Source organism: Diaphorobacter limosus (assembly GCF_033100095.1).
Lineage (GTDB): Bacteria > Pseudomonadota > Gammaproteobacteria > Burkholderiales > Burkholderiaceae_C > Alicycliphilus > Alicycliphilus limosus.
This window is the reverse complement of the sequence record NZ_CP136921.1, coordinates 839041-864559: the sequence shown is the minus strand read 5'-3', so window position 1 is coordinate 864559 and position 25519 is coordinate 839041. Positions and strand designations below refer to the sequence as shown.

Annotated in this window: 23 protein-coding genes; 10 read left to right on the top strand and 13 right to left on the bottom strand. The window is 64.8% G+C overall.

From position 1 onward, the window contains the following. Positions 1–47: 47 nt before the first annotated feature. Entirely contained in the window at positions 48–743 is a 696-nt protein-coding gene (locus P4826_RS04235) for a fumarylacetoacetate hydrolase family protein (protein ID WP_317702669.1), read from the bottom strand. Between the two features lie 78 nt (positions 744–821). On the opposite strand from P4826_RS04235, the gene maiA reads away from it, so the two are divergent. Both maiA and pgeF read left to right on the top strand, forming a co-directional pair. Then, the gene (gene maiA, locus P4826_RS04230) at positions 822–1490 is read left to right on the top strand and encodes a maleylacetoacetate isomerase (RefSeq protein ID WP_317702668.1); all 669 of its coding nucleotides are present in this window, start codon (positions 822–824) and stop codon (positions 1488–1490) included. A 4-nt stretch (positions 1491–1494) separates the two neighbouring features. After that, the gene (gene pgeF, locus P4826_RS04225; RefSeq protein ID WP_317702667.1) at positions 1495–2334 is read left to right on the top strand and encodes a peptidoglycan editing factor PgeF; all 840 of its coding nucleotides are present in this window, start codon (positions 1495–1497) and stop codon (positions 2332–2334) included. On the opposite strand, the gene P4826_RS04220 is transcribed toward pgeF, so the two are convergent. Then, the gene (locus P4826_RS04220) at positions 2251–2535 is read right to left on the bottom strand and encodes a hypothetical protein (RefSeq protein ID WP_317702666.1); all 285 of its coding nucleotides are present in this window, start codon (positions 2533–2535) and stop codon (positions 2251–2253) included. The genes pgeF and P4826_RS04220 overlap by 84 nt on opposite strands. Positions 2536–2694: 159 nt before the next feature. On the opposite strand from P4826_RS04220, the gene P4826_RS04215 reads away from it, so the two are divergent. The 3 genes from P4826_RS04215 to phbB all read left to right on the top strand — a co-directional run bounded on the left by P4826_RS04215 (position 2695) and on the right by phbB (position 6521). Continuing rightward, positions 2695–4404, top strand: coding sequence for a PHA/PHB synthase family protein (locus P4826_RS04215; RefSeq protein ID WP_317702665.1), 1710 nt, complete (start codon positions 2695–2697; stop codon positions 4402–4404). Positions 4405–4461: 57 nt separating this feature from the next. Next, positions 4462–5640, top strand: a complete 1179-nt coding sequence (locus P4826_RS04210; protein WP_317702664.1) for an acetyl-CoA C-acetyltransferase — start codon at positions 4462–4464, stop codon at positions 5638–5640. A gap of 143 nt (positions 5641–5783) precedes the next feature. Continuing rightward, entirely contained in the window at positions 5784–6521 is a 738-nt protein-coding gene (gene phbB / locus P4826_RS04205) for an acetoacetyl-CoA reductase (RefSeq protein WP_317702663.1), read from the top strand. Positions 6522–6983: 462 nt separating this feature from the next. Here phbB and P4826_RS04200 read toward each other — a convergent pair whose 3' ends face one another. The 6 genes from P4826_RS04200 to dapC form a co-directional block, all read right to left on the bottom strand. Further along, positions 6984–8927: an ABC-F family ATP-binding cassette domain-containing protein gene (locus P4826_RS04200; protein WP_317702662.1), complete on the bottom strand. Its 1944-nt coding sequence runs from the start codon at positions 8925–8927 to the stop codon at positions 6984–6986. Beyond that, positions 8924–9835 carry a 50S ribosomal protein L3 N(5)-glutamine methyltransferase gene (prmB, locus tag P4826_RS04195; RefSeq protein WP_317702661.1) on the bottom strand — a complete coding sequence of 304 codons (912 nt, stop codon included), beginning with the start codon at positions 9833–9835 and terminating at the stop codon, positions 8924–8926. The genes P4826_RS04200 and prmB overlap by 4 nt, the downstream gene beginning before the upstream one ends. Continuing rightward, complete coding sequence (gene dapE, locus P4826_RS04190; protein ID WP_317702660.1) at positions 9832–11007, bottom strand: succinyl-diaminopimelate desuccinylase; 1176 nt, start codon at positions 11005–11007, stop codon at positions 9832–9834. The genes prmB and dapE overlap by 4 nt, the downstream gene beginning before the upstream one ends. A 44-nt stretch (positions 11008–11051) precedes the next feature. Then, positions 11052–12215, bottom strand: a complete 1164-nt coding sequence (locus P4826_RS04185) for a PilT/PilU family type 4a pilus ATPase (protein ID WP_317702659.1) — start codon at positions 12213–12215, stop codon at positions 11052–11054. A gap of 195 nt (positions 12216–12410) precedes the next feature. Further along, positions 12411–13235, bottom strand: coding sequence for a 2,3,4,5-tetrahydropyridine-2,6-dicarboxylate N-succinyltransferase (gene dapD / locus P4826_RS04180; RefSeq protein ID WP_317702658.1), 825 nt, complete (start codon positions 13233–13235; stop codon positions 12411–12413). 8 nt (positions 13236–13243) lie between these two features. Next, on the bottom strand, positions 13244–14446 hold the full coding sequence (gene dapC / locus P4826_RS04175; RefSeq protein WP_317702657.1) for a succinyldiaminopimelate transaminase: 1203 nt from the start codon (positions 14444–14446) through the stop codon (positions 13244–13246). A 162-nt stretch (positions 14447–14608) separates the two neighbouring features. Here dapC and P4826_RS04170 point away from each other — a divergent pair, with 162 nt between their 5' ends. After that, a complete protein-coding gene (locus P4826_RS04170; protein WP_317702656.1) occupies positions 14609–16117 on the top strand; it encodes a methyl-accepting chemotaxis protein in 1509 nt (502 codons plus the stop codon). A gap of 7 nt (positions 16118–16124) precedes the next feature. Here the strand turns inward: P4826_RS04170 and rsxB are convergent, their stop codons facing one another. The 4 genes from rsxB to dusA all read right to left on the bottom strand — a co-directional run bounded on the left by rsxB (position 16125) and on the right by dusA (position 20400). Continuing rightward, on the bottom strand, positions 16125–16808 hold the full coding sequence (gene rsxB, locus P4826_RS04165; RefSeq protein ID WP_317702655.1) for an electron transport complex subunit RsxB: 684 nt from the start codon (positions 16806–16808) through the stop codon (positions 16125–16127). A 10-nt stretch (positions 16809–16818) separates the two neighbouring features. After that, positions 16819–18129, bottom strand: a complete 1311-nt coding sequence (locus tag P4826_RS04160) for a polyhydroxyalkanoate depolymerase (protein ID WP_317702654.1) — start codon at positions 18127–18129, stop codon at positions 16819–16821. A 179-nt stretch (positions 18130–18308) separates the two neighbouring features. Beyond that, positions 18309–19397, bottom strand: coding sequence for a GTP pyrophosphokinase (locus P4826_RS04155; RefSeq protein ID WP_425605217.1), 1089 nt, complete (start codon positions 19395–19397; stop codon positions 18309–18311). Between the two features lie 46 nt (positions 19398–19443). Then, entirely contained in the window at positions 19444–20400 is a 957-nt protein-coding gene (gene dusA, locus P4826_RS04150; protein WP_317702653.1) for a tRNA dihydrouridine(20/20a) synthase DusA, read from the bottom strand. Between the two features lie 245 nt (positions 20401–20645). Here dusA and P4826_RS04145 point away from each other — a divergent pair, with 245 nt between their 5' ends. Next, on the top strand, positions 20646–21761 hold the full coding sequence (locus P4826_RS04145) for a saccharopine dehydrogenase family protein (RefSeq protein WP_317702652.1): 1116 nt from the start codon (positions 20646–20648) through the stop codon (positions 21759–21761). Between the two features lie 3 nt (positions 21762–21764). Here the strand turns inward: P4826_RS04145 and P4826_RS04140 are convergent, their stop codons facing one another. Continuing rightward, a complete protein-coding gene (locus tag P4826_RS04140) occupies positions 21765–22400 on the bottom strand; it encodes a GntR family transcriptional regulator (RefSeq protein ID WP_317702651.1) in 636 nt (211 codons plus the stop codon). 127 nt (positions 22401–22527) lie between these two features. Here P4826_RS04140 and scpA point away from each other — a divergent pair, with 127 nt between their 5' ends. The 3 genes from scpA to P4826_RS04125 are packed head-to-tail and all read left to right on the top strand — an operon-like array spanning position 22528 to position 25419. Next, entirely contained in the window at positions 22528–24687 is a 2160-nt protein-coding gene (scpA, locus tag P4826_RS04135) for a methylmalonyl-CoA mutase (RefSeq protein ID WP_317702650.1), read from the top strand. 49 nt (positions 24688–24736) lie between these two features. Next, positions 24737–24994 (top strand): antitoxin, encoded by a 258-nt coding sequence (locus P4826_RS04130; protein WP_317702649.1) that lies wholly within the window; start codon positions 24737–24739, stop codon positions 24992–24994. An 8-nt stretch (positions 24995–25002) separates the two neighbouring features. Continuing rightward, a complete protein-coding gene (locus tag P4826_RS04125; protein ID WP_317702648.1) occupies positions 25003–25419 on the top strand; it encodes a type II toxin-antitoxin system VapC family toxin in 417 nt (138 codons plus the stop codon). The last annotated feature ends 100 nt before the right edge of the window (positions 25420–25519 follow it).

Below are 25519 nucleotides of genomic sequence, written 5' to 3'. Positions count from 1 at the left end.
GCTCATGTATCAAGCGCGAACAGCTATATTTAATATAGTAAACTGGGTCAGGCCACGGCCACGCGCAGCGGGCACAGGCCGTCGATGCCGCCCTCCAGCACATCGCCGCGCGCCACCGCGTTCACGCCCTCGGGCGTGCCGGTGAAGATCAGGTCGCCGGGCCGCAGCTCCCAGGCTTGTGACAGATGTTCAATGGTCTCGGCGATGTTCCAGATCAGCTGGCTGACGTTGCTGCGCTGGCGGTCTGCGCCGTTGACCTGCAACCAGATCGCGGCCTGCTGCACATTGCCGGCCTGAGCCGCAGGAGTGATGGGGCCGATGGGCGCGCTGGCGTCAAAGCCCTTGGCGATGCACCAGGGGCGGCCCTGCTTCTTGGCCTCGGCCTGCAGGTCGCGGCGCGTCATGTCCAGGCCCACGGCGTAGCCCCAGACATGCTGCAGCGCATCCTGCGCGGCGATGTTGCTGCCGCCCTGGCCTATGGCCACGACGAGTTCGATCTCGTGGTGCAGATCCTGGGTCAGCGTGGGGTAGGGCAGGTGGCCGGTCTCGCCCTGGGCCACGGGCAGTACGGCGTCGGCCGGCTTCATGAAGAAGAACGGCGGCTCGCGCCCGGTAAAGCCCATCTCCCTGGCGTGCTCGGCGTAGTTGCGGCCCACGCAGTAGATGCGGTGCACGGCAAAACGCTCGGCGCGGCCGACAACGGGTACGCTGGCCGGGGCTGCGGGGGGGATGACATAGCTCATGGAGAAACCTCTGACGCTGGTGTTGCGGGCGAAATCGTCGCAGTGTGCCATGGGCCCGCGGCGCTTATGCTGCGGGGCATGAAGCTCTACAACTACTTTCGCTCCTCGGCCTCGTTTCGCGTGCGCATTGCGTTGGAGCTCAAGGGCCTGCCCTACGACTATGTGGCGGTGAACCTGCTCAAGGGCGAACAGCTGCTGCCCGCCTACGCCAGCCAGCTGGGCGACGCGCTGGTGCCGGCGCTTGAGTTGGACGACGGCCGGCTGTTGGCGCAGTCCATGGCCATCATCGAATACCTGGACGAAACCCATCCGGCGCCCGCATTGCTGCCGGGCGACCCCATCGCCCGCGCCCATGTGCGCGCCCTGGCGCAGCTCGTGGCCTGCGAGATCCACCCCTTGAACAATCTGCGTGTGCTCAAGTACCTCAAGCGCCAGCTGCAGCTGGACGACGCCGCCAAGGATGCCTGGTACAGCCACTGGGCACGCCAGGGCCTGCAGGCCTTCGAGCGCCAGCTGCTGCTGCTCGACGCCGAGCGCAAGGCCACCGGCCAGGCTCCCTCGCGCCTGTGCTGGGGCGACCAGCCCACGCTGGCCGACTGTTGCCTGGTGCCGCAAATCTTCAATGCCCAGCGTTTCCATGTCGAACTGCATGACCTGGCGCGCACCATGGCGGCTTTCCAGGCCTGCATGGCGTTGCCGGCTTTCCAGCGCGCCCAGCCGTCGGCCTGCCCGGACCATGGGGTTTGATGCCATGACGCACCGCATTCCCCACGACTGGCTGCAACCCGACTGGCCCGCCCCGGCCCATGTGCATGCGCTGTGCACCACGCGCAATGGCGGCGTGAGCGCGCCGCCCTGGGACAGCTTCAACCTGGGCCGCTACGTAGGCGACGCGCCCGAGGCCGTGGCCGCCAACTGGGCGGCATTGCAGGCGGCTGTCAGCGCGCGCGGCCAGCCGGTGCGCCCGGTGTATCTGCGCCAGGTGCATGGCACGGCGCTGGCGGCCCTGCAGGCCGACACGCCCGACGGCGGCGATGCCGATGCCTGCGCCACACGGGTGCCGGGCGTGGCCTGCACCGTCATGGCCGCGGACTGCCTGCCCGTGCTGTTCACCAACCGCGCCGGCACGCAGGTGGCCGCTGCCCATGCCGGCTGGCGCGGGCTGGCCGCCGGTGTGCTGGAGGCAGCCGTACAGTCATTTCAGGCTGAAAGCCTTGTTGATAAAGCGCATCAAGCTACAACAAATATAGCTCATCAGGCGCCACAGGAATTGCTGGCCTGGATGGGACCCTGCATAGGCCCGCAGGCCTTCGAGGTCGGCCCCGAGGTGCGCGAGGCCTTTTGCGCCCATGACCTGCGGGCCGCTGCCTGCTTCAAGCCCCATGGCCGGGCCGGCAAGCTGCTGGCCGACCTGGCAGGCCTGGCGCGCCAGCGCCTGCGCGCCATGGGCGTGGATGCGATCCATGGCAACGACAGCAGCCCGGCCTGGTGCACGGTGGCCAACCCGTCACGGTTCTTTTCGCACCGGCGCGACAGCCCCGTCCTGGGCACCAGCGGGCGCATGGCTGCCTGCATCTGGATCAGCGGCTGATGCGGCCAGGGCCTGCTCGCGCGCGCGAATGGCGCGTTTGCGCGCGGGCGTGCCCAGGATGTAGCCCACGATGGCGATAGGCAGCAGGCCATAGAGCACAAAGGTGATGCCCGCGCCCAGCAGCGTGCCCTGGGCCGACGTTGCCTCGGCCACCGCCATCATCACGGTTACATAAAGCCAGGCTATTAACACCAAATACATGATTGACTTCAAGCAAAATAGCCCCCTATTGTGAACTGCCACGTCGCTGCCACGCGCATGCAAAACCCTGTAGCACTGCTGAGGACTCTTGTGTGGCCGGGGACTGCTCGGCAACAATGACCACCTGTGCCTGCTTCCGGGCATATTCATGGAGACCGTATGAGCAACGACGCCGCATGGGCCGAAAGTGTCCAGCAATTTCAGCAAATGCTCAGCCAGAGCTGGGGCAACATGCTGCAGGCCATGCAGCCGGGGGAGCTGAACAAGGCCATGGCCATGCCACCGAGCACGCCGGTGAACTTTGCCGGCGACAAGTTGCTGGAGCTGCAGCAGCAGTACCTGCAGGACATGCGCGCGCTGTGGGGCCAGGGCATGCTGCCGCAAATGCCCAAGACCGGCGACAGGCGCTTTGCCGGTGAGAACTGGGCACAGAACCCGCTGTCGGTGTATTCGGTCACGGCCTACCAGATGCAGGCGCGCGCCCTGATGGGCATGGTGGATGCCGTGGAGGCCGACGAAAAGACCCGCGCACGCATCCGCTTCGGCGTCGAGCAATGGCTGGCCGCGATGTCGCCCAGCAACTTCCTGGCCTTCAATGCCGACGCGCAGAAGAAGGCGATAGAAACCCACGGCGAGAGCATCGCCAAGGGCGTGGCCAACCTGCTGCACGACATGCGCCAGGGCCATATCTCCATGACCGACGAGAGCCGCTTCGAGGTCGGCCGCAACGTGGCCACGACCGAAGGCGCCGTGGTGTTCGAGAACGAGCTGTTCCAGCTCCTCGAATACAAGCCGCTCACGGCCAAGGTGTACGAGCGCCCCTTCCTCATGGTGCCGCCCTGCATCAACAAGTACTACATCCTGGATCTGCAGCCCGAGAACTCGGTCATCCGCTACGCCGTATCGCAGGGCCACCGCACCTTTGTGATCAGCTGGCGCAACCCCGATGAGTCGCTGGGCCACAAGACCTGGGACGATTACATCGAGCAGGCGGTGCTCACCGCCATCGCCAAGACGCAGGAAATCTCCGGCGTCGAAAAGATCAACGCTCTGGGCTTTTGCGTGGGCGGCACCATGCTCACCAACGCCCTGGCAGTGCTGGCCGCGCGCGGCCAGGATGTGGTGGCCAGCGCCACCTTCCTCACCACGCTGATCAACTTTGCCGACACCGGCATCCTCGACGTTTTCATCGACGAAAACTTCGTGCGCATGCGCGAGATGCAAATGGGACAGGGCGGCCTCATGAAGGGGCAGGATCTGGCCTCCACCTTCAGCTTCCTGCGCCCCAACGAGCTGGTCTGGAACTACGTCGTCGGCAACTACCTCAAGGGCGAGACGCCGCCTCCGTTCGACCTGCTGTACTGGAACAGCGACAGCACCAACCTGCCCGGGCCGTACTACGCCTGGTATCTGCGCAACTTCTACCTGGAGAACAAGCTCATCGAGCCCGGCGCCCTCACGGTGTGCGGCGAACAGCTGGATCTGCGCCAGGTCAAGCTGCCGGTCTACATCTACGGCTCGCGTGAAGACCATATCGTGCCGGCCGATGCCGCCTACGCATCCACCCAGGTGCTGCCGGGCAAGAAGCGCTTCGTCATGGGCGCCTCGGGCCATATCGCCGGCGTGATCAACCCCCCGGCCAAGAACAAGCGCAGCCACTGGGTGCGCGAGGACGGCAAGCTGCCCGCCACGCTGCAAGGCTGGCTGGCCGGGGCCGATGAGCTGCCCGGCAGCTGGTGGGATGACTGGAGCGAATGGCTCAAGGGCCATGCCGGCAAGCAGATCGCCGCCCCCAAGGATTACGGCAGGGCGCCCGAATTCAAGGCCATCGAGCCCGCACCGGGGCGTTACGTCAAGCAAAAGGCCTGATAGGATTCATCCGCCCGGCGCAAGGCGCTGCCGGGCATTACTTCAGAGAGGACTCACATGGAAGACATCGTCATCGTTTCCGCCGTACGCACCCCCGTGGGCAAGTTTGGCGGCACACTCGCCAAGACCGCGGCCACGGATCTTGGCGCCATCGTCATCAAGGAGGCCCTGGCACGCGCCAAGGTGGGGCTGGATCAGGTGGGCGAGGTCATCATGGGCCAGGTGCTGGCGGCCGGCTGCGGCCAGAACCCGGCGCGCCAGGCGCTGATGAAGGCCGGCGTCGCCAAGGAAACCCCGGCCCTGACCATCAACGCCGTCTGCGGCTCGGGCCTGAAGGCCGTCATGTTGGCGGCCCAGGCCGTGGCCACGGGCGACAGCGAAATCGTCGTCGCCGGCGGCCAGGAGAACATGAGCCTGTCGCCCCATGTGCTGAATGGCTCGCGCGACGGCCAGCGCATGGGCGACTGGAAAATGGTGGACACCATGATCGTGGACGGCCTGTGGGACGTGTACAACCAGTACCACATGGGCATCACCGCCGAGAACGTGGCCAAGGCCTACGGCATCACGCGCGAGATGCAGGATGCGCTGGCCCTGGCCAGCCAGCAAAAGGCCGCCGCGGCCCAGGACGCCGGCCGCTTTGCCGACGAAATCGTCGGCGTCTCGCTGGCGCAGAAAAAGGGCGACCCAATTCTGTTCAATGCCGACGAATACCTGAACCGCAAGACCAATGCCGAAGCCCTGGCCGGTCTGCGCCCGGCGTTTGACAAGGCCGGGTCGGTGACGGCCGGCAATGCCTCGGGCATCAACGACGGCGCTGCCGCCGTGGTGGTGATGAGCGCCAAGAAGGCGGCGGCCCTGGGCCTCAAGCCCCTGGCGCGCATCGCCGCCTACGGCACCTCCGGCCTGGATCCGGCCACCATGGGCATGGGCCCGGTGCCGGCATCGCGCAAGGCACTGGCCCGCGCCGGCTGGAACGCCGCCGATGTCGACCTGTTCGAGCTCAACGAAGCCTTCGCCGCCCAGGCCTGCGCCGTCAACAAGGAGCTGGCCATCGACCCGGCGCGTGTCAACGTCAACGGCGGGGCGATTGCCATCGGTCACCCCATCGGCGCCTCGGGCTGCCGCGTGCTGGTGACGCTGCTGCACGAGATGCAGCGCCGCGACGCCAGGAAGGGCCTGGCTGCGCTGTGCATTGGCGGCGGCATGGGCGTGTCGCTGGCGCTGGAGCGCTAAGCCGTCAGAGATTCGGGCCTTCGCGTCATAGTCGAGTCAGTCGCCTGCGAGACAATGGCCAAGGCCCGTGTTTACCTTGATCGCACAGATCAGGATCTTGGGTAGAGTGTTTACGGATTTTTCCACCACACAAGGAGCACACAATGAGTCAGAAAGTCGCATACGTCACCGGAGGCATGGGTGGAATCGGCACGGCCATTTGCCAACGCCTGCACAAGGAAGGCTTGAAGGTCATCGCTGGCTGCGGCCCCACGCGCGACTACGCCAAGTGGCTGGCCGAGCAGAAGGCCCTGGGCTACACCTTCTACGCCTCTGCAGGCAATGTGGGTGACTGGGATTCCACGGTGGAGGCCTTCGCCAAGGCCAAGGCCGAGCATGGCAGCATCGATGTGCTGGTGAACAACGCCGGCATCACGCGCGACCGCATGTTCGTGAAGATGACGCGCGAGGACTGGGACGCCGTCATCGAAACCAACCTCAACAGCATGTTCAACGTGACCAAGCAGGTTGTTGCCGACATGGTGGAAAAGGGCTGGGGGCGCATCGTCAACATCAGCTCGGTCAATGGGGAAAAGGGCCAGGCCGGCCAGACCAACTACTCGGCCGCCAAGGCCGGCATGCACGGCTTCTCCATGGCGCTGGCGCAGGAACTGGCCTCCAAGGGCGTAACGGTGAATACCGTGGCGCCGGGCTATATCGGTACCGACATGGTCAAGGCGATTCGCCCCGATGTGCTGGAGAAGATTGTCGGCACCGTCCCCGTCAAGCGCCTGGGCGAGCCCAGCGAAATTGCCTCCATCGTCGCCTGGCTGGCCTCTGACGAGGGTGGCTACGCCACTGGCGCAGAGTTCTCCGTCAACGGTGGCCTACACATGCGCTGATACAGTGAAGAGCATTCCCGGCAACTGCTGCCGGGAATGGGCCATAAAAAAAAGGAACGTCACCAGACGTTCCTTTTTTTTCGGGCCACTGGTGCACTACCGCACTTCGACTTGAACCCGGTGGGCCGCGCCGCCCACGCAGGACTGGCGTACAGGGGGAGCCTGTCAACTCCCGAAATCAGGGCCTCGCAAGGCCGCAGGATGCCCTTACAGGCGGGTTGGCGCGCGCTTGCGATCGCGTTCGTCTTCGGGCCAGGCAGAGAGCATTGCAGTCATGGTCATGGGAAAAACTCCTTTGATGTAACCACAACGCGAACCCCGGGCGCAGCGTTGACAGCGAGTGGAAAGAAAGTGCAACCCCTGGATAGCACCTGTTTTTGCTCTCGATACAAGAGCTATAAATCCATGCTGCAAAAGCGCTAACGGGCAATTTCTTCCGTGTGTTATCCGGGCAGGCCGCCGCTATCGGCTCAATTCTTCAAGAGTCGTGGACATATCCAGCCACTTTTCTTCCAGTACTTCGATCTCGTCGGCGCAGGCTTTCAGGCGCCGCCCGCAGTCGGCAATCTCTGCCGCTGGCAGGGCTTGCATCAGGCGCTCTTCCAGCGCTGCCTTTTCCTGGCCCAGGGCTGCCAGGCGCTGGTCGATCTTGTCGAGCTCGCGCTTTAGCGGCCGAGTCTTCTCGGCCAGCAACTGGCGCGCCTGGGCGTCCAGGCGGCGCTGTTCGCGTGCGTCGCGCTGGGGTGGCGCAGCGGCCGCCGGCGCCGATACCGCGCTGCTGGCCGTGCGGGCCTGCTCGCGCAGACGCTTGGATTCTTCCAGCAGGTAGCGCTGGTAATCATCGAGGTCGCCATCAAAGGGGCCGACCTGGCCGCGGCCGACAAGCCAGAACTCGTCGCACACGGCGCGCAGCAGGGCCCGGTCATGGCTCACCAGCATCACCGTGCCCTCGAACTCGTTGAGCGCCATGGCCAGGGCCTCGCGCGTGGCCAGGTCCAGGTGGTTGGTGGGCTCGTCGAGCAGCAGCAGGTTGGGCCGCTGCCAGACGATCATGGCCAGTACCAGGCGGGCTTTTTCGCCGCCGCTCATGCTGCCCACGGCCTGCAGCACCATGTCGCCGCTGAAATTGAATGACCCGAGGAAGTTGCGCAAATCCTGTTCGCGCGCGTCCACGCCCAGCTCGCGCGCCAGGCGCACCATGTGCCCCAGCGGGTGATCATCCGGGTGCAGCACATCGAGTTCCTGCTGGGCGAAGTAGCCAATCGCCAGGCCCTTGCCCTCGGTGACCTTGCCCGAGAGCGGCGCCATGGTGCGGGCGATGGTTTTGACCAGCGTGGACTTGCCCTGGCCGTTGGCGCCCAGAATGCCTATGCGCTGGCCGGCCAGCACCGTTTTGCTGACGCCGGTGAGTATCGTGCTCTCGGCGCCGTCTTCACTGGGGTAGCCAAAGGCCGCATCGGTCAGCGCCAGCATGGGGTTGGGCAGGTTGGCCGGCTCCTGGAATTCAAAGGTGAATTCGGCGCTGGCTAGCACCGGGGCGATCTTTTCCATGCGCTCCAGCGCCTTGACGCGGCTTTGCGCCTGGCGTGCCTTGGTGGCCTTGGCCTTGAAGCGGTCGATGAACTTCTGCAGGTGGGCGATCTTTGCCTGCTGGCGCTCGAACGACGCCTGCTGCAGGGTCAGCTGCTGCGCCCGCAGCTCCTCGAACTGGCTGTAGTTGCCGCCGTAGCGCGTGAGCGTACCGTTGTCGATGTGCAGCGTGACGCCGGTCACGGCATCCAGAAACTCGCGGTCGTGGCTGATGACGATGAGCGTGCCCTCGTAGCGCTTGAGCCAGGCCTCCAGCCACACCAGCGCGTCCAGGTCCAAGTGATTGGTGGGCTCGTCCAGCAGCAGCAGGTCGGACGGGCACATCAGCGCGCGCGCCAGCTGCAGACGCATGCGCCAGCCGCCGGAGAAGCTGTTTACGGGGCGATCGAGTTCGGCCACCTGAAACCCCAGGCCCAGGATCAGCGCCTGCGCGCGTGCGGGCGCGTCATGCGCGCCGGCATCCTGCAGGTCGGCATGCGCCTGGGCGATGGCCATACCATCGCCGGTACGCTCTGCTTTTGATAGCTTATTGCGCAGACTGGACAAGCGTGTATCGCCATCCAGCACAAAATCCGTGGCCGGCTCGTCGGTCTCGGGCATATGCTGCGCGACTTGCGCCATGCGCCACTGCGGCGGCATGAAGAAATCGCCGCCGTCTTCGTGCAGCGTGCCGTTCAAGAGCGCAAACAGGGTGGACTTGCCCGCGCCGTTGCGGCCTACCAGGCCGACCTGTTCACCAGGGTTGATGGTGGCGCTGACGCCGTCTAGGAGCACCTTGCTGCCGCGGCGCAAGGTGACGTTTTTCAGAGTGATCATGCAGAAAAATGCGCCAGGGCGGCACGCGTGACGAGCAGCACCTGGTCTTCGCCGGCACTGGTGGGCAACCAGAACACGGGCAATTGGGGGAAGGCGGCCTCGAAGTGGGCGCGCTCGTTGCCGATCTCCAGCACCAGCACGGCATCCTGGCTCATGTGCGTGGGGGCGTCCTGCAGCAGGCGGCGGACGAAGTCCATGCCGTCTGCGCCGCCGGCCAGGGCCAGCGCGGGCTCGGCGCGGTACTCCTGCGGCAGGGCGGCCATGCTCTGGGCGTTGACATAGGGCGGGTTGCACAGGATCAGGTCCCAGGGGCCGGGGCAGGCGGCCAGGCCGTCGGACTCGATCAGGCGCACGCGCTGCTGCAGGCCATGTTTGTCGACGTTGATGCGCGCCACGGCCAGGGCGTCCGGCGAGATGTCGGCGCCGGTCACTGCTACCTCGGGCCAGGCCATGGCCGCCAGACAGGCCAGGCTGCCGTTGCCGGTACACAGGTCGAGCACGTTCCTGGTCTGGTCGCTGAGCCAGTCGTCGATGCCGCCGCCTGCCAGCAGCTCGGCGATGAAGCTGCGCGGCACGATGGCGCGCTCGTCCACGTAGAAGGGCACGCCCTGCAGCCAGGCCTCGCGCGTCAGGTAGGCGGCGGGCTTGCGCGTGGCGATGCGCTCTTCAAAAAGAGTAGCTACCAGCGCTTGATTGGCGGGCGTTACGGTTCGATTTTCAACTGAATCAGCCACACCTTCTTCGAGTACGCTGTCCAGCGGCAGGCCCAGGCGCCACAGCACCAGCCAGGCGGCCTCGTCCCAGGCGTTGGTCGTGCCATGGCCAAAGACCACGCCGGCCTGGGCCAGCTGTTCCGCACCGCTTTGGATCAGCGCGCCCACGGTGGCGCCTTGTACGGCCTGTGTCATGCCGCGGCCCGCGCGTTCAGGTTCTCCAGCGTGCGGCGGTAGATGTTCGTCAGGGGCTCTATGTCCACCAGGCGGATGTTCTCGTCGATCTTGTGGATGCTGTCGTTGGGCGGGCCGAGTTCGACCACCTCGGGGCAGATCTGGGCGATGAAGCGGCCGTCGCTGGTGCCGCCGGTGGTGGAGAGCTCGGTGGCCAGGCCGGTTTCGGCGGCAATGGCCTGCTGCACGGCATCGACCAGCTCGCCCGGCGTGGTCAGGAAGGGCTGGCCGCCCAGCGTCCAGGCCAGGTCGTAGTCCAGGCCGTGGCGATCGAGCAGCGCATGCACGCGGGCCTTCAGGCCATCGGCGGTGGATTCGGTACTGAAGCGGAAGTTGAAGTCGATCACCACCTGGCCGGGGATGACGTTGGTCGCGCCGGTGCCGGCGTGGATGTTGCTCATCTGCCAGCTGGTCGGCTGGAAGAAGGCGTTGCCCTGGTCCCACTCGGTGGCGGCCAGCTCGGCCAGCGCGGGCACCGCCTGGTGGATGGGGTTGCGCGCCAGCTGCGGGTAGGCGATATGGCCTTGCACGCCCTTCACGGCGAGCCGGCCCGAGAGCGTGCCGCGACGGCCGTTCTTGATCATGTCGCCGGTGCTCGTGACCGATGTCGGTTCGCCCACGATGCACCAGTCCAGGCGCTCGCCGCGTGCGCGCAGCCTCTCGACCACCACCTTCGTGCCGTCCACCGACGGGCCTTCCTCGTCGCTGGTGAGCAAAAAGGCGATGGCGATGGCCGGCTCGGGCGTGGCGGCCAGGAACTCCTCGACGGCGACGATGAAGGCGGCGATCGACGTCTTCATGTCGCTGGCACCGCGCCCGTACAGCCGGCCGTCGCGCTGCGTGGGCTGGAACGGCGGGCTGCCCCATTGCTCCACGGGGCCGGTGGGCACCACGTCGGTATGGCCGGCAAACACTATTGTTTTAATAGCTTCTTGCGCTTTATTGACGGACGCTGCAGGCCTTTTTGCCCATAGATTGCTGACGCGGAAGCTGGGCGGCCCGCTGTCCAGCCGCTCGCAGGCAAAGCCCAGCGGGGCCAGGCGTTCGGTCAGCAGATCCAGGCAGCCCGCGTCCTCGGGGGTGATGGAGGGGCGGGCGATGAGTTGTTCGGTCAGTTGCAGGGTGGGGGACATCGGGTGGGCGGTAGAGAGGCCGGCGCGCGAGCCGGCTGGGGCCGTCAGGCAGGCTTGACGTCCAGCACGATCTCGGTGAACGAAGGCTCTTCGTCCTCGGGCTGCTGGCTCGCCTCCTGCTGCGCCTTGGCGGCGCGGGCGGCGATGGTGAAGTCGTTTTGCAGGCGCCACATGAGGTTGGTGGGCGAGTCGGCGTAGGACAGGCCTTCCTTGCGGTCGATCTTGTCGCTCAGGATCATCTGCGCCAGGGCTTCCTCGAAAGTCTGCGAGCCTTCGGCCATGGATTTCTCCATGGCCTCGCGCACGCCGGAGAAGTCGCTCTGCTCGATCAGGTCGGCCACCAGCTTGGTGTTGAGCATGATCTCGGCCGCCGGCAGGCGCTCGCCCGTCTTGGTGCGCACCAGGCGCTGCGAGATGATGGCCTTGAGGGCCGAGCCCAGGTCGCCCAGCATGGTGGAGCGCACCTCGACTGGGTAGAACGACAAAATGCGGTTGAGCGCGTGGTAGCTGTTGTTGCCATGCAGCGTGGCCAGGCACAGGTGGCCCGACTGGGCATAGGCGATGGCCGCCGACATGGTCTCGCGGTCGCGGATCTCGCCAATCAGGATCACGTCCGGCGCCTGGCGCAGGGCGTTCTTCAACGCCGTCTGCAGCGACTGCGTGTCGCCGCCGATCTCGCGCTGGTTGACGATGGACTTCTTGTTCTTGAACTGGTATTCGACCGGGTCTTCGACGGTGAGGATATGGCCCGTCATGGCCTCGTTGCGCTCGTCGATCATGGCCGCCAGTGTCGTGCTCTTGCCTGAACCGGTGGCGCCGACGACCAGGATCAGGCCGCGCTTTTCCATGATCAGCTCGCTGAGCACGGGCGGCAGATTCAGGGTGGACAGCTTGGGTATCTCTTGGGCGATGAAACGGATCACCACCGCGTAGGTGCCGCGCTGGCGCATGGCGCTGACACGAAAGCGCCCCACGCCAGCGAGCGGGACACCCATGTTGAGCTCTCCCGTCTCCTCCAGCTCCTCGATGCGGTCGGGCGGCACGATCTCGGCCAGCAGGTTGCGCGGCGCATCGGGCGGCAGCAGCTGGTTGTTGATGGGCACGCATTCGCCGTTGATCTTGATCAGGGCCGGCGCATTCGCCGACAGGTAGACGTCGGAGGCCTTCTTCTCGCCCATCAGGCGCAATATGCGTTCCATCGTGCTCATGCTTGCTCCCTCTCTCGCGGTCGTGTGTATTGGTTATCCACTGCGGTTCGCGCGTCGCCCGCGACGCATGCAACTGGCGCGGCCCCACGCAGCGGACGCCGCGCAAGGGCCGCCCCGCCGCGCTGGCGTCGTCCCCCTGCCCGCGAAGCGAGAGCGGGGGTGAAGGCGCGAAGCGCCTCAGGGGGGTGTCGCATATCAATCGCGCAACAGGTCGTTCAGGCTGGTGGAGGCGCGCGTCTTGGCGTCCACCTTCTTGACGATGATGGCGGCGTACATGCTGTAGCGCCCGCCATCCTTGGGCAGGTTGCCACTGACCACGACCGAGCCCGCCGGCACTCGGCCGTAGGTGGTTTCGCCCGTGGCGCGGTCGTAGATCGGGGTGCTCTTGCCGATGTACACGCCCATGGAGATGACGGAGTTTTCCTCGACGATCACGCCCTCGACGATCTCGGAGCGCGCGCCGATGAAGCAGTTGTCCTCGATGATGGTGGGGCCGGCCTGCAGCGGCTCCAGCACACCGCCCAAGCCCACGCCGCCCGACAGGTGCACATGCTTGCCCACCTGGGCGCAGGAGCCCACGGTGGCCCAGGTATCGACCATGGTGCCCTCATCCACATAGGCGCCGATGTTCACGTAGCTGGGCATGAGGATGGCACCCTTGGCGATGAAGCTGCCGCGGCGCGCCACGGCCGGCGGCACCACGCGCACGCCGGTGGCGGCCATCTCGTCGGGCGTGAGATGGGAGAACTTTGGCGGCACCTTGTCGAAGAAGGCCAGGTCGCCGGCGCGCATGACGGCGTTGTCCTTCAGGCGGAAGGACAGCAGCACGGCCTTTTTGATCCACTGGTGCACCGTCCACTGGCCCACGCCTTCACGCGTGGCCACGCGCAACTGGCCGTTGTTGAGCTCGGCAATCACATGCTCGACGGCATCTTCGATCTCTTTGGGGGCGGCACCGGGCGCCAGGCTGGCGCGGTTGTCCCAGGCGTTGTCTATCAGGGTCTGCAGTTGTTGTGTCATGAAAGGAATCAGGTATGGGAGCGGATGAATTGCACGATGCGCTGGGCGGCCTGCAGGCACTCGTCGGCCTCGGCCACCAGGGCCATGCGCACGCGCTGGGCGCCAGGATTGATGCCATCCGTCTCGCGCGCCAGGTAGCTGCCCGGCAGCACCGTCACATTGTATTGAGCCAGCAGTTGGCGGGCGAAGTCGGTATCGCTCATGCCCAGCGCCTCGGGAACCTGGGCCCAGAGGTAGAAGCCGGCGTCGGGCAGGCTGACCTGCATGGCCTGGTCCAGCAGCGGCGTGACCTGGGCAAACTTGGCACGGTACAGGGCGCGGTTGTCCTCCACATGGGCCTCGTCGTTCCATGCGGCTATGCTGGCCGCCTGCACCGCCAGGCCCATGGCGCTGCCGTGGTAGGTGCGGTAGAGCAAAAAGGCCTTGATGAGCGTGGCGTCGCCGGCGACAAAGCCGCTGCGCAGGCCGGGCACGTTGCTGCGCTTGGACAGGCTGGTGAAGGCGATCAGGTTGCGGTAATCGTCGCGCCCCAGTTTGGCCGCAGCCTCCAGGCCACCCAAAGGGGGCTCGTCGCGAAAGTAAATTTCGCTGTAGCACTCATCAGAGGCAATCACGAAGCCATGGCGGTCGCTGAGCGCAAACAGCTTCTCCCACTCGGCCAAGGGCATCACGGCGCCCGTGGGGTTGCCGGGAGAGCACACGAACAGCAGCTGCGTTCGCTGCCACACGGCATCGGGCACGCTGTCCCAGTCAACGGCAAAGTTGCGCGCCGGGTCACTGGGGGCGAAATGCGGGTTGGCGCCGGCCAGCAGGGTGGCACCTTCGTAGATTTGATAGAACGGATTGGGGCAGACCACGGTGGCACCGGGCCGCGAGGCATCGACCACCGTTTGTGTGAACGCGAATAAGGCCTCACGCGAGCCGTTGACGGGCAGCAGCTGTGTAGCCGCATCCACGGCAATGCCATAGCGGCGTTGCATCCAGGCCGCGCAGGCCTCGCGCAAGCGCGGCTCGCCCAAGGTTGATGGGTAGCTGGCCAGGCCCGCCAGGTTGGCGGCAAGCGCTTCCTGGATGAAACGCGGTGTGGCGTGGCGCGGCTCGCCAATGCCCAGGCTGATGGCACTGTGCTGCGCAGACGGGGTAACCCCCGCGAAAAGCTGTCGCAGCCGCTCGAATGGGTAGGGCTGCAGTCGGGAGAGCAGGGGGTTCATGGTGCCGATTATCAAGGATGGCCAGCAATGTCTTGGAGCGTACTCGGGTGCCTTGACCGAGTCGGCCTTAGCCTCGATTTCTGCATTGATTGAATGTGTTTACATTGTTACCATCGGAATCATAATCATATGGCGCTCTGAATTGCGAGGGAGTTCGAGACGATGGCAGATTTGTTCATTCTGCGACCAGGCATCTGGCTGATGCGTCGTCTGCGCTTTAGCGCCAAATTGGCCCTGCTGGCTGGTGTCGCCGTGCTGGCGCAAATGCTTGTTGCAGGCGTGCAGGGGCTGGGTTCGCAGGTGCACTGGTGGGTGTCCGGCTTGGCTGTGTTGGCGGTCGTGTATCTGGCAGTCGCCTTGCGGATCAGCGTGATCCAGGACATGCGGCAGTTGAGCATGTCAATGCATCGGGCGGCACATGGCGATCTGTGCGCGCGCGTGCAGCTGAAGGGTGCGGATGAACTGGCGCACATGGGCTTGCAACTCGATCGCATGGTGCTCACGTTGTCCGCCATGGTGGCCGACATACGCAGCAACGCCGCCTTGGTCGCGCATGCGGGGCAGACCCTGGCGTCGGACAACCTGGAGCTCGCAGGCCGCACCGAGCAGCAGGCGGCAAGCCTGCAGCAGACGGTTGCCAGCGTGGCCCAGCTGTCCTCTGCAGTGAATGGCAACGCACAGACCGCGGGCGTGGCGGATCAACATGCCATTGAGCTGCGCACCATGGCCGAGGCCGGCACGCAGGCCATGGCGCGTGCCGTGGATTCGGTTCAGGGTATTCAGAATGATGCCCGTCGCATGGGCGAGATCATTCAGGTGATCGACAGCATTGCCTTTCAGACCAATATCCTGGCCCTCAATGCGGCCGTCGAAGCCGCCCGGGCAGGGGAACAGGGCCGAGGGTTTGCCGTCGTGGCGGCCGAGGTACGCATGCTTGCGCGTCGGTCCGCCGAGGCGGCACGCGAGATCCGCGGACTGATCAGCACCTCGGTACAACAGGTCGAGAGCAGTGCCGGCCTGATTCGCAGCTCCGGCGACGGTATTGCTTCCATGGCGAACGGCATTCGTGGCGTGGCGAGCCATGTGAGTGATATTTCGCATTCGGTGACCGAACAGCAGACCGGTCTGCAAGAAATCAGCGCGGCGGTGCAGCAGCTTGACCAAATCACCCAGCGCAACGCGTCCATGGCGGGCAATGCCCTGCATCAAGCCCAGGCACTGGAAAGTCGTGCCCACACCCTGTCACAGGCCGTGCGGAATTTCCGCCTGCAGCAGGGTACGGCCGATGAAGCAGTGGCCTTGGTCGAACGAGCGGCAGCGCTGCACGGTGGCTATTCGCGCGAGGCCTTTCTGCGCACCGTGAGCGATCCTGCGCAGCCCTACCATGACCGCGACATGTATGTGTTTGCCCTGGATGCCGCCGGAACCTACCGAGCATTTGGCGGTAACCCCGCTAAGGTTGGCAGCTGCGTACAGGACATCCCTGGGGTTGCGGGCGAACAGCTGCTGCACGCCATCGTGACTCAGGCCGAGCGGGCACCGGGTTGGGTGGAATACGACATCACGCACCCGACAACGGGCACGGTTCAAACCAAGATGTCCTTTGTGCGGCGCGCGGGGGATTTGTATCTTGGTTGCGGGGTCTACAAATCGCTCGCGGCTGCGGCGTAGCCCTGCTTCAGCGCCTGGCTCGCGCACGGGCCAATGCGGTAGCGATGGCGGCTTGCTTGGTGGCGGTTTCCACAGCAGCTGCCGCCTCAGGCGGATCGGCTGGTGACTGTCTGTCCGTGGACTCCGGCATGATCTGCGTCTGCTGCTCCCGCTGCAGGCGTTCTTGCCGGAACAGATAGCGGGTACGGGCCTGATCGGCTTGCAAGGCTGACCAGGCGGCCCAGCCTGTGGCCTCGCCGCTGATGTTTTCCATGCGAATGCAGTCCACGGGGCAGGCGGGAACGCACAGTTCGCAGCCCGTGCAATGCGGGGCAATGACGGTGTGCATGCGCTTGTTCAGGCCCAGGATCGCATCCGTGGGGCAGGCCTTGATGCACAGCGTGCAGCCTATGCACCAGTTTTCGTCGATGACGGCCACGGTGCGAGGTGCTTCCTGACCATGCTCGGCACTCAAGGGCTCAATCGGGCGGCCTGTGATGGTCGCCAGGCGCGCAATGCCCTGGGCGCCTCCGGGCGGGCATTGGTTGATGCCGGCCTCGCCACTGGCGACGGCCAGGGCGTATGCAGCGCAGTCGGGATAGCCGCAGCGCGTGCACTGGGTCTGGGGCAGGGCGGCGTTGATGCGTGCCGCCAGGGCCCGCAGCGCCTCTGTCGATGACAGCGACGGCAGCTCGGCCTCGACGGTGGACATGACGCGCTACTCAGGCGCTGCGCGCACGCTGCACGCGCGCGGCCGCAGCTGGCTGGCTGGGTTGGTTGGCGAGAATGAAGTCGCGCACCTGGGTGTACACATGCGTGCGCCAGCGCCGGCCGCTGAAGATGCCGTAGTGGCCCGCACCCTTGACTTCGTAGTGCGTGCGGCGTTCGGGGGGAATGCCGCTGCACAGGCCCTGTGCGGCCTCGGTCTGGCCGCAGCCGGAGATGTCGTCGAGTTCGCCCTCGACGGTCAGCAGCGCCGTGGTGGTGATGTCCTGCGGGCGCACGCGCTGGAGCTCACCGCTGGGCGCGCGCACATCCCAGGTGCCGTTGACCAGGCTGTAGTCCTGGAAAACGGTCTTGATGGTCTCCAGGTAATAGTGGGCGTCCATGTCGAGCACGGCGTTGTACTCGTCATAGAACTTGCGGTGGGCCTCGGCGCTGGCGCCGGCACCCTGGATCAAATCCCTGAAGTAGTCGTAGTGGCTGGTCGCGTGGCGATCGGGATTCATGGCCACGAAGCCCATGTGCTGCATGAAACCCGGATAGACGCGACGACCCGCTCCCGGGAAATTGCTCGGCACGCGGTAGATGACGTTGTTTTCAAACCATGAATAGCTACGTTTGGAGGCGAGGTTGTTCACCGCCGTGGGCGAGCGACGCGCGTCGATCGGGCCGCCCATCATGGTCATGGACAGCGGCGTGGTTTCGCCCCGGCTGGCCATCAGCGACACCGCGGCGAGCACCGGCACCGTTGGCTGGCAGACGCTCATCACATGGCAGTTGCCGTATTTTTCCTGCAGGTGACGAATGAACTCCTGTACGTAGTTCACATAGTCGTCGAGGTGGAAGTCGCCCTCGGACATGGGCACGGTGCGTGCGTTTTTCCAGTCGGTGATATAGACCTTGTGGCCCTGCAGCATGGAGCGCACCGTGTCGCGCAGCAGCGTGGCGTAATGCCCGGAAAGCGGCGCGACGATGAGCACCACGGGTTGTACCTTGAGCTTGAGCAAGGTGTCCGGATCGTCGGAGAAGCGCTTGAAACGGCGCAGCTCGCAGAACGGCTTGTCGATTTCGATGCGCTCGTGAATGGCGCAGCTGACACCGTCCACGTCCACGGTACGGATGCCAAACTCGGGCTTTTCATAGTCCTTGCCCAGGCGATGCATGAGATCGTAGCCGGCGGACAGGCGCTGGGCCAGTGGCGTCTCACTGAGGGGCGACAGCGGATTGCTGTAGAACTTGGCGGCCGCTTGTGCCAGATCGGCAAAGGGCTCCATCAGGGAGCGCTGGGATTCGTAGATGGTGTACAGCATATGAGCGATATTTTATGTTGCAGTGCACAATATGCAAGCAAATCGCTGTGTATGTGTGTAGGACTACCACGAATTTTACGTCTCGTAGGCGACAAAACAACCCAACTGTTGACTGGGGGGTTGATGGCAAATCGCGCTTTGTGGTAGGGGATTGATCCTTTTCTGGTGCCGGCTTGGGATCAGGTGGTTCCTTGCAGCCAGGCTTCGAAGGCCTCACGCGAAGTGTTGCGTAAAGCACGACGGAACAGCTGCTTGTCGCCCAGATACAGGCAGTGGCGCATCACCGTGAAGGGGTTGAAGCTGCTCTCGGGGTTGCGCTCTTCGTAATACTGCTTGTAGCGCTTGACGGTGGCCAGGGTTTCGCGCATCAGTGCATTGAAGCGGGCACGGGTGATGGCGGGTGACCAGGCGCGGATGTCGTCCACGAACTGATCGACCTTCTGGCCCTCGAATTCCACATCCTTGAAGAAGTGGTTGGCGATCTTCAAAAAGGTGAAAGCATTGAGCTCGCTGCCCGCTAGCGCGGGCCGGGCGCCGGGCGGGTCGGCCTCGGTGGTCTCGTCGGGCGCGCGTTGCAGCTCGGCCGCCGTCGCGTCGCGGATCTGAAGAAACTCGCGGTCGGCCAGCTCGAACAGCGCCGACAGCACGTTGATACGGCGCTTGAGCTGAGCCGGAATCGATTTTTTGTACTTGATCTTGTGATCCAGCACGCTCCACGCGTCCTGGATGATAGTGCGCACCTGTAACTCGAAGGGCTGATGGACATAAGCAGCATGCTGCGGCAAGGCGGCCTGGGCGGCGTTCAGGCGCAGATCCAGATGCAGGCCCTTGTAGCCGAAAGAGGCCTCGGTGCCCTCCATGGCGCTGACCTTGTCGGTTACGTCGATCACGTCGAAGTGCGATTGCACGATCTGCGCCACCTTCTCCAGCTCGTCCTCATACAGGCAGACCACGCGCACGCCTATCAGGTCGGTGATGTAGGGGCGGATTTCATAGGGAACGCCGCTTTCTTCCAGCGTCGTGCGGTACTTGCGCGAGAACTTGCGCAGACATTCGTCGCGGTCTTTCACGCGGCTTTCGATCTTGGCTATGTCGATGTGGCGCGCCTGCGCAAGAATGGTCTGCAGCAAATCCTTGAAAAAGACGCGGGCCTGCTCCAGGGCCGGGCGCTCCAGCGCATAGAAGGCGTGGAAGGCGGCTTCCTCGCGTGCAAGATGGGTGGAAGAAGACATGCGGTGGTAGGTGCCGTCGGGGGTGATGGCCGCCATCGTAGGGCAGCCGGTCGCTGCCTGCCAATGGTGGGCAGCAGTGCGTTCACGTCGTTGGTGGCCTGGTGCGCGCCAGGGTCATGACATCGCGCGCCGGCAGTGTCTTCAGGCGATGGTCGCTCCACACCTGGCGCCAGCGGCGCGCACCGGGCAGACCATGGCGCAGGCCCAGCATGTGGCGCGCAATCGCGTACCAATGCGTGCCGTGTTCTACGGCCTCGCGCTCCATGTAGGCCACCATGTCTTCCTCGACCTGCTCGCGTGTCAGCAGGCCCGGCGCCGCACCAAAGAACAGCTCGTCCCAGCGGGCCAACCACCAGGGGTTGTGATAGGCCTCGCGGCCCACCATCACGCCATCGACATGCGCCAGCTGTTCCTGGACGGCGGCATCGGTCTGAAAGCCGCCGTTGATGGCAATGGTCAGGTACGGGAAGTCGGCCTTCAGGCGTGCGGCGACGTCGTAGCGCAGGGGCGGAATCTCACGGTTTTCCTTCGGTGACAGGCCCTTGAGCCAGGCATTGCGCGCATGCACGATGAACACGGTGCAACCCGCGTCGGCCACGGTGCCGACAAAGTCGCGCACAAAACCATAGTCTTCCCCCTGGTCTATGCCTATGCGGTGCTTCACGGTGACGGGAATGTCCACCATGTCCCGCATGGCTTTCACGCAGTCGGCCACCAGGTGCGGCTCGTTCATCAGGCAGGCGCCAAAGGCGCCGCGCTGCACGCGCTCGCTGGGGCAGCCGCAGTTCAGGTTGATCTCGTCATAGCCCCATTGCGCGCCCAGGCGGGCGGCCTGCGCCAGGTCGGCGGGCTCGCTGCCGCCCAGCTGCAGCGCCACGGGGTGCTCGGCCTCGCCAAAGCGCAGGTGGCGCGGCACGTCGCCATGCAGCAGCGCGCCGGTGGTCACCATCTCGGTATAGAGCAGGGTGTGGCGCGACAGCAGGCGGTGCAGGTGGCGGCAATGCCTGTCGGTCCAGTCCATCATCGGCGCAACGGACATGCGCCAGGGGTTGTGTGGGGAGGAGGGAGGGGTGGGCTGCACGAAAGATCTTGGCGATGGGTGGCGCAGTATTGTCCCAGGTACCGCATCACGGATGCAGGCGGGCGGTTTTATGAGGTATTTTCGGCTTTCACGCCCGTAGTACAAGCGCCATAAGCTATTAAAATAATAGCAACCTCTGGTCACAGGGCGCAAGCCCGCCTACCATCAATGGCCATGCCCATGGCTTTGCAAGGAGGCGCACCATGCCGAACCATCAACCCCAGGGTGCGGCGCTGCGCACCGTGGTGATTCTGGGTGCGGGTCAGATCGGCCAGGCGATCGCACTCAAGTTGCTCGATGCCGGGGGCTATGCGCTGCTGGTGGCCGATCGCAATGCTGCCTCGCTGCAACGCTTGCATGCCTTGACGGGCATGCCCACGGCACATGTTCAGGACGCGGTGGCGCTTGAATCCGTGGTTGCCGGCGCCTATGCGGTGCTGAACGCCTTGCCATTTCACCAGGCAGCGCCGGTGGCCACCTTGTGCGCAAGGCATGGCGTGCATTATTTCGACCTGACCGAGGATGTGGCCAGCACGCAAGCCATACGCACCCTGGCGCGCGACGCGCGCAGCGTGCTGATGCCGCAGTGCGGTCTGGCGCCGGGTTTCATCGGGGTTGTGGGCAACGATCTGGCCGGGCGGCTGGATGTGGCGCGGTCGCTGCGCCTGCGCGTGGGGGCGCTGCCGCGCTATCCGCAGGGCAGCCTGCGCTACAGCCTGACCTGGAGCACCGAGGGCCTGATCAACGAATACTGCAAGCCCTGCGAGGTCATTGCCCAAGGCCGGCGCAGCACCGTACCGGCACTGGACGGCCTGGAGCCGCTGCTGATCGACGGCGTGGAGTACGAGGCCTTTCACACCTCGGGCGGCCTGGGCACGCTGACGCAGACCTGGGAGGGGCGTATCGAGCAGCTGGACTACAAGACCATCCGCTACCCAGGCCACCGCGCCGCCATGCAGCTGCTGCTGACCGAGTTGCGCCTGAGCGAGCGTCGCGAGCTGCTCAAGGAGCTGCTGGAAGGGGCGATTGCCGGCACCCAGCAGGATGTGATCGTCATCCTGGCCAGTGCCATGGGCCAGCGCGCAGGGCGCCTGGTGCAGGAGAGCTATGCCGCCCGCATCACCGGCACGCGGCTGCGCGGCACAACCCTGAGCGCCATACAGCACACCACGGCGGCCAGCATTTGCACGGCGCTCGACTTGGTATCTACCCAGCGACTGCCGCAGGCAGGCTTTGTCGGCCAAGAGCAGATGGCGTTGGCTGACTTTCTGGCAAACCGTTTTGGCTGCATTTACGACACCGGGCTCGGCCAGGCCTGATGCTCAGGCCGCCGCCTCCAGGCCCTGGGCGAAATGGTCGCGCATAGCGGCCATCGTGGCCTGCGCATCATGTGCGCGCAGTGCCGTCAATATGACCGCGTGCTCGGCCAGGGAGTCTTCTATGCGCCCCTGCTTGAGCAGGGAGTTGTGTCGGTTGAGCTTCATGACCTTGCGCAGATCCGCCACCATCTGGCTGCGCCAACGGTTGTCGGCCATCTCCAGCATGCGCATGTGGATGCGCTCGTTGATGGCAAAGAAGCGCTCGCGCTCGTCCAGGGCGGCGGCCAGGTCGGCGTGCAGCTGCTCCAGCTCGCGCAGCTGCTCGGGGGTCGCCCGCGCGGCCACCACGCCGGCGGCGTCGCTCTCCAGCAGCGCCAGCAGGTGGTACACGTCGCGCAAATCCTTGTCGCTCATTTCGGTGACGTAGGCGCCGCGCCGCACCTTCATGGTCACCAGGCCCTCGGCCGCCAGTACCTTCAGGGCCTCGCGCAGCGGCGTGCGGCTGATGCCGAATTCCTCGGCGATCTTCAGCTCGTCAATCCACCCGCCCGGCTCCAGCTCGCGCCGGAAGATGCGCTGGCGCAACTGCTCCGCCACCTGTTCGTAGAGCGCGCGCGGGGTCAGGGTGAGGGCGGACATGGGCAAATGGTAGCGCAAAAAGAGTTAAGAATTAATAATTACAGTTCGGGTAAACTCGGGAAAACCTGCGAAAAGCAGCGAGTGATCCTGCCCCTTTTTGCCATCTTTGCGAAAGCACCGCGCCACCATGAGCTCTGACAATCCCACTTTCCAGCCCGCCAGCCTTGACGCTTGGGTCCGCGCCGCCGCCAAGTCCGCTCCTGGCGGCGATGTGAACGCGCTCAACTGGGTGACGCCCGACGGCATCAGCGTCAAGCCGCTGTACACCGCCGCTGATACGCAGGATCTTCCCTACGCCAACACGCTGCCGGGGTTTGAGCCCTATCTGCGCGGCCCGCAGGCGACGATGTATTCCGTGCGGCCGTGGACGATTCGCCAATACGCCGGCTTTTCCACCGCTGAAGAGTCGAATGCGTTTTATCGCAAGGCGCTGGCCGCCGGCGGGCAGGGCGTGTCGGTGGCCTTCGACCTGGCCACGCACCGTGGCTACGACAGCGACCACCCGCGCGTCACGGGCGACGTGGGCAAGGCCGGGGTGGCGATCGACTCGGTCGAGGACATGAAGATTTTGTTCAACGAGATTCCGCTGGACAAGGTGAGCGTCTCCATGACCATGAACGGTGCGGTGCTGCCGGTGCTGGCGGGCTACGTGGTGGCGGCGGAAGAGCAGGGCGTGTCGCAGGAAAAGCTCTCGGGAACCATTCAGAACGACATTCTGAAAGAGTTCATGGTGCGCAACACCTACATCTACCCGCCCAAGCCGTCGATGCGCATCATCGGCGACATCATCGAGTACACGGCCAAGAATATGCCGAAGTTCAACTCGATCAGCATCAGCGGCTACCACATGCAGGAGGCCGGGGCGAACCAGGCGCTGGAACTGGCCTTTACCCTGGCCGACGGCAAGGAGTATGTGAAGACCGCCATCGCCAAAGGCATGGACGTGGACGAGTTCGCCGGACGCCTGTCCTTCTTCTGGGCGATTGGCATGAACTTCTACCTGGAGATCGCCAAGATGCGCGCCGCGCGCCTGCTGTGGTGCCGCATCATGAAGGGTTTTGACGCCAAAAACCCCAAGAGCCTGATGCTGCGCACGCATTGCCAGACATCGGGCTGGAGCCTGACCGAGCAGGACCCGTACAACAACGTGGTGAGGACGACGATCGAGGCCATGGCCGCCGTCTTTGGCGGCACGCAGTCCCTGCACACCAACGCGCTCGACGAGGCGATTGCCCTGCCGACCGAGTTTTCTGCTCGCATCGCCCGCAATACGCAGCTGATCATCCAGGAAGAGACACACATCACCAACGTCATCGACCCCTGGGCCGGCTCCTACATGATGGAGAAGCTGACGCAGGACATGGCGGATGCCGCCTGGAAGATCATCGAAGAGGTCGAAGGCATGGGCGGCATGACGGCCGCTGTCGATAGCGGCTGGGCCAAGCTCAAGATCGAGGCGGCGGCGGCGCAGAAGCAGGCGCTGATCGACTCTGGCAAGGAGGTCATCGTCGGCGTCAACAAGTACAAGCTGGCCAAAGAAGACCCGGTGGACATTCTGGAAGTGGACAACGTCAAGGTGCGGGACAGCCAGATTGCGCGCCTGAACAGCATCAAGCAAAAGCGAGATGCAGCCCAGGTGCAGCAAGCGCTGGCAGCTCTTACTTCTGCAGCAGAAAGCGGCACCGGCAACCTGCTCGACCTGGCGATCAAGGCCATCCGCCTGCGCGCCACCGTGGGCGAAGTCTCGGACGCCCTGGAAAAGTCTTTTGGCCGCCACCGCGCGGATACGCAAATGGTCACTGGTGTCTATGCCCAGGCCTACGAAGGCGCCGAGGGCTGGGAAAAGTTGAAGGGCGAGATCAACGCCTTTGCCGAACAACAAGGCCGCCGCCCGCGCGTGATGATCGCCAAACTGGGCCAGGACGGCCACGACCGCGGCGCCAAGGTGGTGTCCACGGCGTTTGCCGACCTGGGCTTTGACGTGGACATCGGCCCGCTGTTCCAGACCCCCGAGGAATGCGCGCGCCAGGCGATAGAGAACGACGTGCACGCGATCGGCGTCTCGACTCTGGCGGCTGGCCACAAGACCCTGGTGCCGGCCATCATCAACGCTTTGAGAGCGCAGGGCGCCGACGACATCATTGTTTTTGTCGGTGGCGTGATCCCGGCGCAGGACTACGATTTCCTGAACGCCGCGGGCGTCAAGGGCATCTTCGGCCCGGGCACGCCGATTCCGGCCAGCGCCAAGCAGGTGCTGGAGCAAATCAAGAGGAGTTTGACAGCTTGAAGATGTTGACATATACCTTTGGTATATATCAACACTAAAGGGATGAATCATGTCCGGCCTCGCCATTGCCAAGATCTTCATGAACGGTCGTAGCCAGGCGGTACGCTTGCCCAAGGAGTTCCGCTTCGACACCGACGAGGTGACGGTGGAGCGCCAGGAGGATGGCGCCGTCCTGTTGCGCCCCCGTCGCGCGACGCAGGACGAGTGGTGGGCGGCGCTGGAGGATCTCCTGGGGCGGTTCGAGGGCATGCCCGACGAAATCGAGCGTGACAAGACGCCGCCGCGCGACGTGCCAGGTTGGGATTAGAGCCATCCATGCCACGCTACTACCTGGATACCAATATCTGCATATATGCCTGGCAGCGCAGACATCCGCGCGTGCTGGAGCACATGCGCAAGGTGGATCACGAAGCCCTGGTCATTTCCGCGCTGGTGGCGGCGGAACTCGCCAGTGGCGTCATGCACAGCGCCCGTGCGGAACACAACCGGCTCCTGTTGGAAAAGGCATTGGCACTACACCGGGTTCAGCCCTGGGGGGCTGACGCCATCTGGCTCTATGGACAGCAATGGGCCCGGCTGCGCAAGGCGGGCACACCCATCGGCGCCGTGGATCTGCTGATTGGCTGCCAGGTGTTGGCCGACCCGGAGGGCGTCATGGTGACTCACAACGTAGGTGAATTCGAGCGCATCGAAGGCCTGCGCATAGAGGATTGGACTGGAGGTAAGTTGTAGTGGTCCGGACTGGTGAGAACAAGCAAAAAAAGGACCCGCATTTGTCCAGTGGCTGGGGCCATTGCTCGATGCATTGCGGGAGCTTGGAGGATCGGCAACT